14 protein-coding genes are annotated in these 15662 nt (G+C 73.3%); 4 read left to right on the forward strand and 10 right to left on the reverse strand.

The window, feature by feature from the left end:
- Positions 1-29: 29 nt before the first annotated feature.
- Positions 30-881 (forward strand): hypothetical protein, encoded by an 852-nt coding sequence (locus tag AB0I21_RS01670; protein WP_360558262.1) that lies wholly within the window; start codon positions 30-32, stop codon positions 879-881.
- Between the two features lie 10 nt (positions 882-891).
- Here the strand turns inward: AB0I21_RS01670 and AB0I21_RS01675 are convergent, their stop codons facing one another.
- On the reverse strand, positions 892-2214 hold the full coding sequence (locus AB0I21_RS01675; RefSeq protein ID WP_360558264.1) for a hypothetical protein: 1323 nt from the start codon (positions 2212-2214) through the stop codon (positions 892-894).
- 184 nt (positions 2215-2398) lie between these two features.
- Here AB0I21_RS01675 and AB0I21_RS01680 point away from each other — a divergent pair, with 184 nt between their 5' ends.
- Entirely contained in the window at positions 2399-2731 is a 333-nt protein-coding gene (locus AB0I21_RS01680; protein ID WP_344503111.1) for a helix-turn-helix transcriptional regulator, read from the forward strand.
- A gap of 3 nt (positions 2732-2734) precedes the next feature.
- On the opposite strand, the gene AB0I21_RS01685 is transcribed toward AB0I21_RS01680, so the two are convergent.
- From AB0I21_RS01685 to AB0I21_RS01715, 7 genes are all read right to left on the reverse strand, one after another.
- Complete coding sequence (locus AB0I21_RS01685; protein WP_360558266.1) at positions 2735-3418, reverse strand: hypothetical protein; 684 nt, start codon at positions 3416-3418, stop codon at positions 2735-2737.
- A gap of 265 nt (positions 3419-3683) precedes the next feature.
- On the reverse strand, positions 3684-5255 hold the full coding sequence (gene cydC, locus AB0I21_RS01690; RefSeq protein ID WP_360558267.1) for a thiol reductant ABC exporter subunit CydC: 1572 nt from the start codon (positions 5253-5255) through the stop codon (positions 3684-3686).
- Positions 5252-7096, reverse strand: a complete 1845-nt coding sequence (gene cydD / locus AB0I21_RS01695; RefSeq protein WP_360558269.1) for a thiol reductant ABC exporter subunit CydD — start codon at positions 7094-7096, stop codon at positions 5252-5254. The genes cydC and cydD overlap by 4 nt, the downstream gene beginning before the upstream one ends.
- A 15-nt stretch (positions 7097-7111) precedes the next feature.
- Complete coding sequence (locus AB0I21_RS01700) at positions 7112-8071, reverse strand: cytochrome d ubiquinol oxidase subunit II (RefSeq protein ID WP_360558270.1); 960 nt, start codon at positions 8069-8071, stop codon at positions 7112-7114.
- A complete protein-coding gene (locus AB0I21_RS01705) occupies positions 8068-9315 on the reverse strand; it encodes a cytochrome ubiquinol oxidase subunit I (RefSeq protein ID WP_360558272.1) in 1248 nt (415 codons plus the stop codon). Before AB0I21_RS01705 ends, AB0I21_RS01700 begins: the two co-directional genes overlap by 4 nt.
- A 108-nt stretch (positions 9316-9423) precedes the next feature.
- Positions 9424-9960 carry an ACT domain-containing protein gene (locus tag AB0I21_RS01710; protein WP_344503117.1) on the reverse strand — a complete coding sequence of 179 codons (537 nt, stop codon included), beginning with the start codon at positions 9958-9960 and terminating at the stop codon, positions 9424-9426.
- Between the two features lies 1 nt (position 9961).
- Complete coding sequence (locus AB0I21_RS01715; protein ID WP_360558274.1) at positions 9962-10735, reverse strand: amino acid-binding protein; 774 nt, start codon at positions 10733-10735, stop codon at positions 9962-9964.
- Between the two features lie 256 nt (positions 10736-10991).
- On the opposite strand from AB0I21_RS01715, the gene AB0I21_RS01720 reads away from it, so the two are divergent.
- Both AB0I21_RS01720 and AB0I21_RS01725 read left to right on the forward strand, forming a co-directional pair.
- Complete coding sequence (locus tag AB0I21_RS01720) at positions 10992-12017, forward strand: phosphotransferase family protein (RefSeq protein WP_360558276.1); 1026 nt, start codon at positions 10992-10994, stop codon at positions 12015-12017.
- Complete coding sequence (locus AB0I21_RS01725) at positions 12017-13228, forward strand: acyl-CoA dehydrogenase family protein (protein WP_360558277.1); 1212 nt, start codon at positions 12017-12019, stop codon at positions 13226-13228. Before AB0I21_RS01720 ends, AB0I21_RS01725 begins: the two co-directional genes overlap by 1 nt.
- A gap of 132 nt (positions 13229-13360) precedes the next feature.
- Here the strand turns inward: AB0I21_RS01725 and AB0I21_RS01730 are convergent, their stop codons facing one another.
- Both AB0I21_RS01730 and AB0I21_RS01735 read right to left on the reverse strand, forming a co-directional pair.
- Positions 13361-13780 (reverse strand): hypothetical protein, encoded by a 420-nt coding sequence (locus AB0I21_RS01730; protein WP_360558279.1) that lies wholly within the window; start codon positions 13778-13780, stop codon positions 13361-13363.
- 723 nt (positions 13781-14503) lie between these two features.
- Positions 14504-15562: a LacI family DNA-binding transcriptional regulator gene (locus AB0I21_RS01735; protein ID WP_360558280.1), complete on the reverse strand. Its 1059-nt coding sequence runs from the start codon at positions 15560-15562 to the stop codon at positions 14504-14506.
- Between the last annotated feature and the right edge of the window lie 100 nt (positions 15563-15662).

The raw sequence follows: 15662 nt of genomic DNA on the forward strand, positions 1-15662 counted from the left end.
CGGATCGATGCGGCGCTAGCGTCTCGGCCATGGCTCTCGTCCGTCGCACGAACGTGCTCGGTCCCCACTCCAGCCGCGTCGTCGCGGCCGCCTCGGTGACGCCCGCCGCCGACGCTCCCGCCGTCGGCCGGGCCCACGTGCCCGCCCAGTCCGCCCCGTTCGCACCGGGCGCCTCCACCCAGTCCGCGAGCGCCCAGTCCGCGAGCGCCGAGGCCGCCGCGGCGCCGGGCGCCGGGGCCGCCGTGCAGGGCGACGAGGTGGGGATCGCGATCGCCGCGGCCGGCCCGCCCGAGCCCACGCCGGGCGGCGAGGCCGCCGCGGTGCCGCCGCAGCCCGCGTCGGTGCTCTCCCTGGTGTCGGCGTTCCTCCTGGTCGCCGCCGGCGGCTTCGGCTCCTGGGCGCTCTGGCACTACAAGATCAACGCCCAGGCGATCCACCTGCCCGACGCGACGACGTTCTTCGCGGTGCTGTTCGCGTTCGCCACCGCCGTCGAGCGGATCCTGGAGCCGTTCGCCAGGTTCCTGCCCGGCAAGCACGCCCGCGGCGAGCTGGAGGCCGCCGTGGCCAACCTCGCCAACAAGTACCACGACGCGACCCTCGACGACCTGATCCAGGTCGCCCACGCGAAGTCCATGCTGGAGAAGGGCCGGGCCAGTCGCGGCCTCGTCTCCTGGGGCATCGCCACCGCCGTGGCCACGGTCGCGTCCTCGGCCGGCGGCCTGTACCTGCTGCACTCCATCGCCGGCGAGTCCTGGGACGGCATCCCCGTCTGGATCGACGCCATCGTCACCGGCATCGTCGTCGGCAGCGGCACCAAGCCCCTCCACGACGTCATCAGCAAGGTCCAGAAGAACAAGGAGAAGTCCGAGGACTCCCCCTGACGCATCGCGGTCAGAGGACCAGGAGGCCGTCGGTCTGGGCGCTGTGGGTCATGGCGGACAGGGCCGCCGGGACGGTCAGGAACGGCAGGTAGGGCAGGTCGTAGGGGTGCATCCGCAGGACCTGGGTGGCGTGGTGGCCCGGCACGACGCCCGAAGGGTAGGCGCGGGCGCAGCGGCGGTCGACGAGGCCGTGGCGGGTGGCGAAGGCCGCGACGGCCTGCCACTCCTCCAGCCGCGCGACGGTCGGCAGCGGCATGCCCGGGGGTTCGGCGAAGACGTCGACGGAGGTGAAGGGTTCGCTGCCGGCCAGCCACCACGACAGGGAGCGGACCGCGGAGCGCAGGGGGTGCTCGCACCAGTACGGGACCAGGCCGGCGCGCAGGACGTGCCATGGGTCCAGGAGCCGGCCGCATTCCACGACGAGGCGGGCGGCGGTGCGGGTGCCGGCGCGCAGCCAGCTCCGGTAGAGGTCGGCGACGGCGCCGCTGAGCACGTCGGGGTGGCGGTAGAGGACCTGACGGATGGCGTGGCCGTGCGCTGAGCCGTACCGGCGGAGGTCCTCGACCAGGCCGCGGTCGACGGCACGTTCGCCATCGCTGTCGGCGCGCGGGGACCGGCCGCGCAGTGACCGGTCGTCGCGGTAGTCGCCGGGGCCGAGGCCGCTGGCGCGGCTGCCGAGCTGGAAGGAGTAGCCGTCGTCACCGGCGGACGTCTGCCAGCGGCTGACGTCCCGGACCACGACGATCGGGGCGTCGGGGTTCAGGCGTTCGGCGATGAGCCGGCGGTAGGCCAGCGGCAGCCGGCGCCAGCGCACCACCGCATAGGCGGTCGCGGCACCGGACCAGCCGCGCCACACCGGGTCGTACACCTGCCGGATGCCGACGTCGGGGTTGTCCGTGAGGATGTCCCGGGCGAGGCGCTCACCGTCCTGCGCGGGTCGTTCGCCGGCGGCGACCTCGGGGGTCGGCACCTCGAACGCGACCGGCAGCCACGGCACGCCGAGGGCCATCGCGAGGTGGACGGCGGCCCCGTGCGGGGAGCCGAGGACGAGTCCGTTGTAGGAGCCTTCGGGGAGCTGGCCGACGAACCACGCGGCGACGTCCTCGGCGTCGAGCTCGCGGCGGGCGTGCCGGCCGGCGCCGTCGGACCGGCTGCCCGGCGGGGCGCCGATCCGGCCCGTCCGGTCCATTGTCCACTGTGGAGCGGCGACGACCGGCCGGGCGACGCCGCCACGGTACGCGAGCGCCCGGCCCGACGCGATGGCGAGCGTGGTGCCCAGCCCGTTCGGCCACAGCGCCTCGACGTCTTGCGTGGCTTCGACCCGCCGCCTCATACCGCTCCTCGACCTCCGGTCCGTCCACCGGTCACCCGATCACCCAACCGCGGTCTTCCCAGACGCGCCCCCGGTAAACCACGTCCGGCCAAGCCGGGTGGCCGGTCCCGGAAGCCGGGAACGGCCAGGCCCGGGGGCGCCGGGAAATGGCGCCGGGGGCGCCAAACCCGTAGACTCGCTACACATGAAGGCGGACGCGCTGCGCGGGCATCTCGACGCACTCCTGCTCGCGGTGCTGGACGGCGAGCCCCGCCACGGCTATGCGATCATCGAGGCCCTCCAGGAGCGCAGCGGCGGCTCGCTGGCGCTGCCGACGGGCACGGTCTATCCCGCGCTGCGCCGGCTGGAGCGCGCGGGGTATGTCGAGAGCGCCTGGTCCACGGTCGGCGGTCGCGAGCGCCGCACCTACAGGCTGACCAGCGCCGGCCGGAAGGTCCTGGCGGAGGAGCGGTCGGCGTGGCAGGAGTTCACCGCCACGATCGGCGCGGTGCTGCTCCCACCGCCCGCGACGGCCTGACCGTCAGGCCCTTGCCGCCGGTGTACTGGTGGCCGACACGCACCGGATCGCCAGGCACCCCGCATAGCCGAACGCGGCGGTGTTGACGGCCATGCCGATGAGCACCGGCGGCCACGTCGCGGCGGCCGGCCACTGGTGCAGGCTCAACGCGAAGACGGTCAGGCCCAGCAGCGCGTGCATGCCGAGGAACACGACCGTCGCCTGGCCGACGAGGCGGGCATACCGCAGGCCGTCGCGCAGGAACCGGCTGCCCCACCCGAACCCGACGATCGCGAGCCCGGCGGCCGCCGCGGCGAGGAACGACGTGTACTGGAAGTGGTCGACGAGCACCCAGTAGACGTGGCTGGCGCGCTCGTCGGTGCTCCACTTCGTGTTCCACCACATGAGCGGCTCGAGCAGCGTCATGACCGGCAGCACGAGCGCGATCCACGTCGCGGTGCGGCGGCCCTGCAGCGCGGCGAGCTCGGTCTGGTAGCCGGGCACGACCTGCGGGTGGGTGCCGAAGTCGGCGACGGCCAGGCGCTGCGCGTCGAGCGGCTCGTGGCCCTCGTCAGCGTAGGCCTCGGCGGCGTCGAACAGGCTGTCCCGCGCCTCAATGATCATCTCCTGCCGGTGCCGACGCGGCCCACGCAGCGCGGCGGCGAGGCCGTCGACATAGACGTCGATCGGGCCGGCTCCATGGGTCACCCCGTCCACCGCTCAAGGTTCCCACATGGTGGTTGTCCGGCGTCAACCGCCGTTCGTCCGGCCTTCCCCCACTCCCACGACCCAGCGGCGCGCTCTCAGGCGCACGTTCCGGCCGCCGCTCGTCCGGCCTTCTTTCTGACGCGTACGGCCCCGGCGGCGCTCTCTTAGGCGCACGTTCCAGCCGCCGCTCGTCCGGCTTTGCCCGACGCGCACGCCCCAGCCGCCGCTCGTCCGGCCTTTCCTGACGCGTGCGGCCCCGGCGGCGTCAGGCGCTGGTCGTCCGGCCTTCCTCCACGCGCACGACGCGTTCGAACCGGCCGAGCTCCGCCGCGCGGTGCGTCACGACGACCACGGTGCGCTCCCCCGCCGCCCGCAGCGCGCTGTCGAGGACGGCGTCGGCCGCGCCGGCGTCGAGGCCTTCGGTCGGTTCGTCCAGCAGCAGCACGGGCGGCGCCGCCACCAGCGCCCGCGCCAGGAGCAGCCGCTGCCGCTGGCCGCCGGAGAGCTTCCCGCCGTCCTCGCCGACGAGGTCGTCGAGCCGGTCGGCGTACTCGGGCAGCCCGGCGTCCACGAGCGCCTGCCGGAGCGCCGCGTCGTCGAACCCGTCGCGGCCGAGGAGCAGGTTGTCGCGGACCGTCGCGTGGAAGACGTGCGCGTCGGCGAACACGCCCCCGGCCACCCGCCACGCCGCTGCCCCGCCGGGCATGCCGTCGACGGTGCCGGACGCGAGGGGCACCCGGCCGGCGATCGCGGCGAGGAGCGTCGACTTTCCTGACCCGCTGGCCCCGACGACCGCGACCCGGCTCCCCGCCGGCAGCGCGAGGTCGACGTCGGTGAGGGCGGGCGGCAGGTCGTCGCCGTACCGGACGGTCACGCCCCGCAGCGCCAGGTCCACGGTGCCGGCCAGCGGCCCGCCGTGCTCGTCCGAAGGCAGGTCGTCGACGGTGGTGGCGAGCAGGGCACGGACCCGGCGCAGCCCGCCGCGCAGCTCGGTCTGCCGGACGGCGGCCGCGGCGAGCGGCACCACGACCTCCCCGACGGCGAGCGCGACCAGCGCGAGCACCGCCGCCGACGAACCGCCGGCGACCACGCCGACCCAGACCGCCACCGCGGCCGGGACGACCGCGGCGACCCCGCCGACGACCGCGGCCACGGTCGCGGACCGGGCCTCCAGCGCGGCGAGCCGGCGGCCCCGCGCCTCGGCGTCGGCGAGTGCCGCGGGCAGCGCCCCGAACGCGGACAGCTCCGCCACCCCGTGCATCACGTCGACGGTCGCGGCCGTCAGCTCGCCCCGGGCCGCGGCGATCGCCCCGCTCCGGGCGGCGGTGAGGCGGTGCCCGGCCCACGGCAGCACGACCCCGGCGACCACGAGCCCGGCCAGCAGCGCTAGCCCCGCGGCAGGGTCGGCGACGGCGAGCCCCGCGACCCCGCCGAGGCCGACGACGGCGGCGACCCCGGCCGGTAGCGCCCCGCGGAGGACGGCGTCCTGCACCCCGTCGACGTCGGAGACGACCCGGCTCAGCACGTCGCCGGACGACACCCGCCCCCGGGACGCGGTGAGCGCGGCGAACGCGCGGGCCCGCAGATCGGCCAGCACACGGAGGACGGCGTCGTGGCCGGCGAGCCGCTCGGCGTACCGCAGACCGCCCTTGATCAGGGCGAAACCACGCACCGCCGCGATCGCCACCGACAGCGCCGCCAGGGGTGGCTGCTCGGCCGCCCGGACGATCATCCAGGTGGCGGTGCCGACGAGGCCGATCCCGGCGACCTCCGTCAGCACGCCGAGGAGCCCGGCGAGGACCAGCCGGACGAGCGCGGACGCGGGGATGAGCCTCACGCGGCCACCACCGCGGACGCGACGCCGTCCTTGATCTCGACGACGCGGGTGGCGATCGACAGCAGCGCCGGCCGGTGCGCGACGAGCAGGGCGGTGCGGTCCGCCGCCAGCCGGGCGGCGGCGTCGATCACCGCCGCCTCGCTCGCCGCGTCGAGGCGGGCGGTCGGCTCGTCGAGCAGCAGCAGGTCCGCCGTGTCGCGCCGCAGGAACGCCCGGGCCATGGCGAGCCGCTGCCGCTGGCCGCTGGAGAGCCCGTGCCGGCCGAGGTCGGTGTCGTACCCCTGAGGCAGGGCCCGGACGAACGCGTCGGCGTCCGCGGCGACGGCGGCGTCGACGACCTCCTGGTCGAACGCCGGCGAATGCTGATATTTCCGGTTTAGCGGGCGCGGAGCGCCTGATAAACCGGAGGCAGCACCCGACGAATCCGGAGCAGCACCCGGCAGACCGGAAACAGCACCCGGCAGACCGGAAGCAACGCCTGGCAGACCGGAAAGAGCGCCTGGCAGACCGGAAGCAACGCCCGGCAGACCGGAAAGAGCGCCTGACGAATCGGGAGAAGCGCCTGGCGAGGCGGGAGGAGCGCCGAGGCGGATGTTGTCGGTGACGGTGCCGGCGAAGAGGTGCGGGCGCTGCGGCATCCATGCGAGCCGGGCCCGCCACGCGGTGAGGTCGAGGTCCGCGAGGTCGGCGCCGTCGACGAGCACCCGGCCCGACGCGGGCGTGACGAAGCCGAGCACCAAGGACAGGAGCGTGGACTTGCCGCCGCCGCTCGGGCCGACGAGGGCGACCCTGTCGCCGTGCAGCACCTCGAGGGTGAGGTCGCGCAGGGCCACGACGTCGCCGTAGCGCACCTCCACGCGGTCGAACACGAGACCCGCGAAGCGCGCGTCCGGGAGTCGGGGCGTCGCCCGTGCCGGCGGGACCGGCGCGGCGTCGAGGACCTTGAAGATCTCGGCGGAGGCCGCGAGCCCTTCCTGGCTGGCGTGGAACTTGGTGCCCAGCGCCCGCAGCGGCAGGTACGCCTCCGGGGCGAGCAACAGCACGACCAGCGCCGCGGCGAGGGTCAGCTTCCCGTCGAGGAGCCGCAGGCCGACGGGCACCGCGACGAGCGCCACCGAGACGGTCGCGACGAGCTCCAGCACGAGCGCGGACAGGAACGCCAGGCGCAGCGTCCGCATCGTCGCGACCCGGTAGGCGTCGGCCATGGCCCGGACCCGGCGGACCTGGGACCGTTCGGCGCCGAACGTACGCAGCGTCGGCAGGCCGATGACGGTGTCGAGGAAGTGGCCGCCGAGGCGCTGCAGCAGGTGCCACTGGTGCTTGGTGCGGGCGCCGGTCTGCTTGCCGACGAGCACGCCGAAGACCGGGATGAGGGGCAGCGTCACGCCGACCACGATCGCGGAGGTGAGGTCGGTGAACGCGAGCCAGCCGAGCGTGGCGAGCGGGACGGTGGCGGCGAGGAACACCTGCGGCAGGTAGGAGGAGAGGTACCCGTCGAGCCCGTCGACGCCGCGACCGGCGAGGGTGGCGAGCTCGCCGGCGCGCTGCCCGCCGAGCCAGCCGGGACCGCGGGCGGTGGCGGCGCCGAGCAGCTCCGCCCGCAGGTGCGCCTTGACGCGGGCGGTCGCGCGCCCGGCGACCGCCCCCGCGACGGCGCCGTGCGCGCCGCGCAGCACGACGAACGCGAGGCAGGTCAGGGCGGCGTTCGTGGTGAAGCCCGTCAGCAACGTGGCGAGGCTGACCGCCTGGCCGACGATCAGGATCGCGGCCAGGACGGCCGAGCCGGCCAGCACCGTCGCGTAGTGCCTGACCGGCCCGAGCCGCAGCAGTCTTCTGTCCATGAACGTCCGCGCGCCCTACCAGTAGAGAGGGGTGGGCTGACTCTCCCGCCGCCTGAACAGCCACCAGCAGGAGATCTGCACGGCGGCCAGCACGGGCAGCAGCGGCGCCGCGCCGATGGCGAGCAGCCGGAGGGTGTCCCCACCGGCGGCCGCGCTCTCGACGGTCACCGTCGCACCCGGGTCCATCGTGGACGCTAGCACGCCCGGGTACCTGGCCAGGGCCACCGCGATCACGGGTAGGGCGCACGCCACAAGCGTGGCCACGAACGCGCGTCCCGGACGTTTCGCGACGCCGGCGAAGACCAGCGCGGCCACGACGACCGCGGCCAGGACGGTGGCGAGCAACGGGTTGCGGATGTCCGGCGGGCCCTGCAGATACCAGGCGCCGGCCGCGAGCGCCACGAGGGCCGCGGCGGCGGGCCCGGTCCTCGACGGTGCGCCGACGCCGCGCCAGTTGAGGTACGCCGCGCCGTTGGCCACGACGAGGGCGACGTTGGCGAGCGCGGTGAGCCACACGGCCGGGCTCGCGAGGGGCGCGAAGCCGTGCACGTGGCCGCCGGCGTCCACCGGTACACCGTGCAACACGACACCGAGCAGCAGGCCCCAGCCGGCGGCGAGGACCAGGCCGCCGCCGGTGATGAGCGCGTCGAACCCGCCGCGGCGCACCGCCCGGCCGCGCAGCTGCACGCCGGCGTTCAGGGCGATGAGGCCGAGCACCACGGCGACGATCACCGGGTACGCGGCGCCGAACAGCTCCCCCTCCAGCCGGGGGAACGCGGCGACGAGGACGCCGACCGCACCGACGATCCACACCTCGTTGCCGAGGAACATCGGCCCGACGGCGTTGAGCGCGCCCCGTTTGGCGTCGTCGCTCCTGTACAGCGGCAGCAGCAGCGCGACGCCCTGGTCGAGCCCGCCGAGCGCGAAGTACGTCGCGAACAACAGCCCCAGAACTGCGAACCAGAACGTGCTCACACCAGCACCTCCTCGCGTGCGGGCAGAGTCTCGGGCAGGAACTCGTCGCCGGGGCCGCGTCTGGCCCTGCGGGCGAGCAGCCACCAGTCGGTGAGGGCGAGGCCGGCGACGAGCACCGTGAAGCCGATCGTCGACAGCGTCAGCGCCCGGTCGCTCATCGGCGACACGGCGTCGGCGGTCTTGAGCAGCCCGTAGACGGCCCACGGCTGGCGGCCCTCCTCGCGCACGATCCAGCCGGCGATCGCGGTCAGGAACGGCACCGGGATGAGGGCGGTGAGCACCCACAGCATCGGGCGGGCCCAGCGGCGCTTGATGATCGTGTCGCGGATGGTGAGCAGCTGCGCCACGAGCAGGATCAGGAACAGCAGGTTGGCCACCATGATCATGACGCCGAGGGACATACCGACGATGCTGCCGGGGAGGTAGTCGCCGGGGCCGTGCTTCGCGACCATCGCCGCCTGCTGGGCGACGGCCTCGTCGCCGCCGGCGAGCTTCGTCGGCTGGTTGTCGGTGAGCGGGCCGAACTGGGCGTAGCCGAAGCCGATGGTGAAGAACACACCGACCAGCGCGGAGCGCAGGCCGTTGCGCAGCGACGTGCGGAAGAAGCCGTCCTCGGTGTCGCGGCGGCGCAGGTGCCAGGCGCTAACGCCGGCGACGAAGATGCCGCCGGTCAGCATGGCGGCCGAGACCGTGTGGCCGAGCGCGAACCACAGGGCGCTGTTGATGAGCAGCGCGCCGAAGTCGGTGAGCCGGACGGTGCCGGCCGCGTCCAGCGCGTAGCCGACGGGGTGCTGCAGGAACGAGTTGGCGACCATGACCCAGAACGCGGACAGCAGCGCGGTCGCGGCGACGCCCCAGATCAGGGCCAGATGCAGCTTCTTGTTCAGCTTGCCCCAGCCGAAGAGCCACATGCCGAGCAGCGTCGACTCGAGCACGAACGCGATCAGGGTCTCCATCGCCAGCGGCGCGCCGAACACGTCGCCGGTGAGCCGGTTGAGGCCGCTCCAGTTCAGCCCGATCTCGAACTCCATGACGAGCCCCGTGGCGATGCCGACCGCGTAGTTGATCGCGTACAGCACGCCCCAGAAGCGGGCCATCCGCCCGTACACCTCCTCGCCGGTCCGCACGTAGCGGGTCTGCACCGACGCCACGAAGAACACCAGACCGAGCGTGAGCGCGACGAAGAGGAAGTGCAGCGAGGCCGTCACGGCGAACTGCCACCGCGCGGCATCCAGCGCATTCATAGGTTGCCCCCCGACATGTACCCGACCAACATATCGGCAGACTACATGTCGGGGCACAAAAAAGCAGCGCCCGTCCTCCGCCAAGGACGAGCGCTGCTGAGGAACGTCTCAGGCTGCCGTGTTGCGCTTCCCCGCGACGCGGGCCAGGGCGACGAGCGCGTGCGCCCGGGCGTACTCGGCAGGGGTGAAGGCCGGCGCGGGACGCCGGACGTACAGGGTGCCGCCGGCCGGGTCCTGCAGCTGCATGCCGGTCGACGTGTAGCCCTCGGCGCCCGTGGACGTGTCCGCCCGCCAGGAGATGTCGCAGTCGCCGAGCAGCGCCGCGATCGCCTCCTCCAGGGTCGCCGAGCCGTCCAGGACCTTCCCCGCCAGGGCGAGGACCCGGGTCGGCTCGTCGATGAGGCCCCGCACGTCGGCCTGGGCGACCCACGCGTCGCGGCCCCGGCCGCGCCGCACCGCCTCGGTGAGGTCGGCGACGGTCAGCTCGTCGGGCGCCTCCACGAGGAAGTCGTCGACGGCGCCGGACTCGGTGGTGTGCACCTGGACCGACAGGATGTTGACCTTGCGCAGCGCGAGGCTCGCGGTCAGCACGGACAGGAAACCGGGACGGTCGTCGACCGTCGCGCGGATGCGCCAGAGGGTCATCTCACGCCACCCTGGGGATGGTTGCGCCGGCGGGCGCGGGGGCTCCTGCAACGGAGCCTCCCGCCTTACCCAGCTCCGCCAAGCCGGGCCCCGCCAGCCGATCCCCGAGCACAGATGCGGTTGCACCGACCAGCTGCGCCAGCCGCTCCACCTCGGAACCGTGGAACGGTGGTGCTCCAGCGTCGCCGTCCGCCCCGCCGCGGGCGACGACAAGGACCAGACCTCCACGCTGAAAAGGCGCGACAGCAAGATGGATGCCGTCAGCAGCGCTGATCGCGCGAGGCCGGAGTGGTGCGATGTCCACCTGTGGGGGGACATCCGGAGTGCGCCAGCTGGCGCAGATCACCGAGGAGTCGGACCATGCCTGGGCTCGCGCGCCGCCGCCCGCCCATTCCGATCCGATGAGGATCGCGACCGCCCAGTCCGCTCCGAACAGGGCCGGCGCCGCGTCCACGACCGTTGCCAGGCCGTGCTGCGGGTTTGCCGCCACCTGTCCGATGAGCGCGACCTCGCGGCCACTGCTCGGCTCCGACAGCTCCGTGCCGCGCCACACACCGTCCACGCGAACGCCTGGGATCGCCGCAAGACCGGTGAGGACACGATCGACGGAGGCCGAAGCCGGCCACACCACGGTGAGGTCGTCCACCGCGCGGCCACCGACCCGTTCCAGCACAACGACCGAAACGATGTCGGCGCCGACCACACCCAGCGTCCGGGCGACCTGCCCGAGCGAGCCGGGACGGTCAGGTAGCGCCACTCTCAGCCGCAACAGCATCGACGTCGACCTCCCTGTTCGTCCTTGGCTGACGTGTACGCCGCCGTTGGTGTACGTCACCTGTTGTTTCTCCGGTACTGCCGTTCTTTGGTGCTGAGAACAGCTTGCCGATCCCGGGTTTCCGCGCCGTTTCGCCGCCGTATCGATGCCGGAACGTCTCCGAGTCCCCCCAAAGCCCCAGGTAAACGGACATTTGGCGGTGAAATACCTGGCTCGACTCTTGACAGAGAACGCGTCTCACCCCTGGACTGGCCGGATGAGCACCCCGCCCGGTCTCGACCTCGCCCGCCTCGCGGCGTACCTCCAGGACAAGGCTCCTGGGCTCGTCACCGAACCCATCCAGGCCGAGCTCATCGCCGGCGGCCGGTCCAACCTGACCTACATCGTCAACGAGGTCTTCGTGCTGCGCCGCCCACCCCTCGGGCACGTCCTCGCCACCGCGCACGACATGGCCAGGGAGCACCGGATCATCTCCGCGCTCGGCCCCACGACCGTGCCGGTCCCGGAGGCGCTGCTGCTGTGCGAGGACGACAGCGTCCTCGGCGCGCCGTTCTATCTGATGTCCCGGGTGCCCGGGGTGGTGCTGCGCAGCCGCGGGCAGACCGACGCGCTCAGCGAGGAGGCGCGGCGCGAGGTCGCGTTCGCGATGATGGACACCCTCGCCGACCTGCACCGCGTCGACCCCGCCGGGATCGGCCTGGGCGACTTCGGCCGGCCCGAGGGCTTCCTGGAGCGGCAGGTCCGGCGCTGGTCGAAGCAGCTGGCCCAGTCGATGAGCCGCGACCTGCCCGACGCCGCGCAGCTGCGGGACCGGCTCGCCGCCACGATCCCCGTCTCCGCCACCACCGCGATCGTGCACGGCGACTACCGGCTCGACAACCTCATCGTCGACCCCGCCCGTCTGAAGGTCGCGGCCGTCCTCGACTGGGAGATGGCCACCATCGGCGACCCGCTCACCGACCTGGGGCTGCTGCTGGCGTACTGGACGGTGCTGGACCGCCTGAAGCTCGGCTTCAACCCGATCGCCGACGGACTGGGGGCCGACGCCGGGTTCCCGTCCGGCGACGAGCTGCTCCAGCGCTACGCCGTCTCCAGCGGCGCGGCGCTGGACGACCTGCACTGGTACGTCGCGATGGCCTGCTACAAGCTGGCCGTCATCCTCGAGGGCATCCACTTCCGCTACACCAGCGGCCAGACGGTCGGCGCCGGCTTCGACCAGATCGGCGCGCTGGTCCCGCCCCTGCTCGCGCAGGGTCTCGCAGCGATCAACGGAGAGAGCTGATGGACTTCCGCTTCGACACGCGCACCGCCGAGCTGCACGAGAAGCTCACCGACTTCATGCAGGAGGAGGTGTACCCGGCCGAGCCCCGCTTCGAGGCGGAGCTGGCCGCGCTGGACGACCCGTGGGCGCGCCCCGCGGTCATCGAGGAGCTGAAGGCGTCGGCCCGCGACCGCGGCCTGTGGAACCTGTTCCTGCCCGACGACCGCTTCGGCGCCGGCCTCACCAACCTGGAGTACGCGCCGCTCGCCGAGATCACCGGCCGCAGCCCGCACCTGGCGCCCGAGGCGCTCAACTGCGCCGCGCCCGACACCGGCAACATGGAGGTCCTCGCCGGGTTCGGTACACCGGCACAGCAGGACCGATGGTTGAAGCCTCTGCTGGAGGGCCAGATCCGGTCCGCCTTCTGCATGACTGAGCCCGACGTCGCCTCGTCCGACGCGACCAACATCGCCACCCGGATCGAGCGCGACGGCGACTCGTACGTCATCAACGGCCGCAAATGGTGGTCCTCCGGCGCCATGAACCCCAACTGCGCCATCTTCATCGTGATGGGCAAGTCGGACCCCTCCGCCGAGCGGCACCGGCAGCAGAGCATGATCCTCGTCCCGCGGGACACCCCGGGCGTCACCGTCAAGCGCGGCATGCACGTGTTCGGCTACACCGACGCCGCCCACGGCGGTCACGCGGAGGTGGAGTTCGCCGATGTACGGGTCCCCGCCGACCACCTCATCGCCGAGGAGGGCTCGGGGTTCGCGATCGCGCAGGCCCGTCTCGGCCCGGGCCGCATCCACCACTGCATGCGGCTCATCGGCATGGCGGAGCGCGCCCTGCAGCTGATGTGCGAGCGGGTCAGCGACCGGATCGCGTTCGGCCGCCCCCTGGCCGAGCAGGGCGTGGTGCGCGACTGGATCGCCGAGTCCCGCGTCCGGATCGAACAGGCCCGGCTCCTGGTCCTGAAGACCGCCTGGCTGATGGACACCGTCGGCAACAAGGGCGCCCACACCGAGATCCAGGCGATCAAGATCGCGGTGCCGCAGATGACCGAATGGGTCGTCGACAAGGCCATCCAGGCCCACGGCGCGGCCGGCGTCAGCCAGGACACCCCGCTCGCCGCCCTCTGGTCACAGGCCCGGACGCTGCGCCTGGCCGACGGCCCCGACGAGGTGCACCGCGCGTCCCTCGCCAAGCGTGAGCTGCGCAAGTACAGCTGAGCTCCTGAAGACGGGCCCTAAAGAGGGCCTGGAGACAGGCCTGGAGACGGGCCTGGAGACGGGCCTGGAGACGGGCCTGGAGACGGGCTTGAAAGCGGGCCGCCCCCTGCCTCCGGGGGACGGCCCGTTCGTTCATTCCGCGACGCGGTACGGGGCCGGTGCCTCGTACGTGGCGGACGGCAGGTCCTCCACGTCCTCGAAGCGCTCCTGCGCCGCCTGGATCGCCTTCGGTGCCGAAGCGGCGGCCGCCCAGCCGACCGCGATCCCACCGAGCACGGCGATCGCGATCCAGCCCCACGGCTTGCGCTGCTTCCGCCCCGACAACGCGTCGAACGCCAGGCTCGCCCGGTGCCACGCCTCGTCCGCCGCGGACCCGACCCGGTCCGACGCCGCGCCGTACCGGCTCGACGCCTCATCCGCGAGGTCATACGCCCGGTCCTTCACCGACCCGCCGACCGAACGCGCCGACTCGACCGCGGACACCAGATAGTCCCAGGCGTCCTCAGCCACGCTCTCCGCGCGCCGCTTACCCTTCTTCCACTGTGCGGTCATCTCAGCCACCTCTCCTCCATTGACCGCTTTTCCCGATCCCCACCTCCCGCAAACGGCGCTGTGCTTCCGCCCCACCGCTGCGCGGCGGGTCCCGGCGGGGATTCTCACCCGCACCCCAATGCGCCGCTGTGCGGCGCACTGCCGGCGCTGACGCGCGGCAGCCTCACCCGCATGCGCGCCGCATCCGGTGCCCACTCCCCCGCGCCACCGCCGGCCACCGACCTTCGCGCCGCTCCACGGTTGATCGAATCGCAGTTCTGGCCACCATCACAGCCAGATCCGTCATTCGATCAAGCGGCGGCCAACGGAGACCGGCAGCCGGGCGACACCACCCCACTGCCCCCGGCCCCGGCCCCCGGCGCACATCCTCATGATCCGGAAGACTTCGTGCGCCCACGACGACACAAACTCTTCCGGATCATGTGAAACGCGAAGACCACAACGCTCGGGATCATGTCCGGCAGCGGTTCCGGAATCACAGCCGTTCGGGGTGATGGCGGGCGCGGTCTTCTCATGATCCGGAAGACTTTGTGCTGCTATGACGACACAAAGTCTTCCGGATCATGGGGAAGGCGCGGAGGGCGACCACCGGATGCGGCGCGCAAGCGCCGCTTGGCCTGCCTCGCGCCATAGCGCGGGCAGTGCGCCGCGGAGCGGCGCATTGGGGTGCGGGTGAGAATCCCCGCCGGGCCCCGCCGCGGCAGCGGTGGGGGAATCACAGCATTACAGCGTGCTGGCGCGTTCGACCAGGTGGGTTTCGACCATGACGGCGGTGGGGGCGGCGCCGGCGATGCGGGCGAGCAGCAGCCGGACCATCTCGCGGCCCATGGCCTCGACGGGCTGGTGGACGGTGGTCAGGGGCGGGTCGGTCTGGCGGGCGATGGCGACGTCGTCGAAGCCGACCAGGGAGACGTCCGACGGGACGCGCTTGCCGAGCTCGCGCAGGGCCCGCAGGGCGCCGACGGCCATCAGGTCGGAGGCAGCGAAGACGGCGTCGACCGAGGGGTCGCGGGCGAGCAGCTCACGGACGGCCACCTCGCCCGAGGCCTCGCTGAAGTCGCCGTAGGCGATGAGGGACTCGTCGACGGGCAGGCCGGCGCGGTCGAGGGCCTCGCGGTAGCCGGCGAGGCGGGACACGCCGGCGGCCATGTCCTGCGGGCCGGCGATCGCGGCGATCCGGCGGCGGCCGCGGTCCAGGAGGTGGCCGACGGCCAGGCGGGCGCCGCCCTCGTTGTCGGCGTCCACGAAGGCCACGTCGGAGGAGGCGCCGCCGGCGGACGACAGCATGCGGGCGGGGCGGCCGCCGAGGACGACGGGCAGGCCGCGCTGCTCCAGCAGCTGCGGCAGCGGGTCGGCGTCGTGCAGGGAGAGCAGCATGACGCCGTCGACGTGCTGGTTGGTGAGGTGGTGCTCGACGCGCTGGCGCTCCGCCGGGGACTGGGCCATGGCGAGCCACAGCTGCAGCTGGGTGTCGGCGAGGGCGGAGCTGACGCCGCGGACGATGCCGGCGAAGAACGGCTCGCCGAAGACCCGCTCCTCCGACTCCGACACGACGAGCGCGACGGAGTCGGTGCGCTGCGTGACGAGGGCGCGGGCGGCGCGGTTGGGGACGTAGCCGAGCTCGTCGATCGCCTTCTGCACGGCCGCCCGCGCTTCCGGGCTCACCTGTGGCGAGCCGTTGACGACCCGCGAGACCGTGCCCCGCCCCACGCCGGCGCGCGAGGCGACCTCGTCGAGGGTGGGGCGGCCCGCGGAACGGGGGCGGCTGTTGGTGGAAGACACGCCCCATTGTGCGCACACGTTAGCGATCTTGCAGCCGCGGTGCCCCAGAATCGCGACACCGCGGCGGCAAAACCGAAGCAAACCAGAAGTAAAACCAAAC

This window comes from Dactylosporangium sp. NPDC050588 (assembly GCF_040654975.1).
Lineage (GTDB): Bacteria > Actinomycetota > Actinomycetes > Mycobacteriales > Micromonosporaceae > Dactylosporangium > Dactylosporangium maewongense.

Coding starts and splice junctions, on each gene's coding strand:
- AB0I21_RS01725 (WP_360558277.1), top strand. CDS start 12,017: ATGGACTTCCGCTTCGACACGCGCACCGCCGAGCTGCACGAGAAGCTC.
- cydD (WP_360558269.1), bottom strand. CDS start 7,096: ATGGACAGAAGACTGCTGCGGCTCGGGCCGGTCAGGCACTACGCGACG.
- AB0I21_RS01710 (WP_344503117.1), bottom strand. CDS start 9,960: ATGACCCTCTGGCGCATCCGCGCGACGGTCGACGACCGTCCCGGTTTC.
- AB0I21_RS01715 (WP_360558274.1), bottom strand. CDS start 10,735: ATGCTGTTGCGGCTGAGAGTGGCGCTACCTGACCGTCCCGGCTCGCTC.
- AB0I21_RS01730 (WP_360558279.1), bottom strand. CDS start 13,780: ATGACCGCACAGTGGAAGAAGGGTAAGCGGCGCGCGGAGAGCGTGGCT.
- AB0I21_RS01675 (WP_360558264.1), bottom strand. CDS start 2,214: ATGAGGCGGCGGGTCGAAGCCACGCAAGACGTCGAGGCGCTGTGGCCG.
- AB0I21_RS01670 (WP_360558262.1), top strand. CDS start 30: ATGGCTCTCGTCCGTCGCACGAACGTGCTCGGTCCCCACTCCAGCCGC.
- AB0I21_RS01705 (WP_360558272.1), bottom strand. CDS start 9,315: ATGAATGCGCTGGATGCCGCGCGGTGGCAGTTCGCCGTGACGGCCTCG.
- AB0I21_RS01720 (WP_360558276.1), top strand. CDS start 10,992: ATGAGCACCCCGCCCGGTCTCGACCTCGCCCGCCTCGCGGCGTACCTC.
- AB0I21_RS01680 (WP_344503111.1), top strand. CDS start 2,399: ATGAAGGCGGACGCGCTGCGCGGGCATCTCGACGCACTCCTGCTCGCG.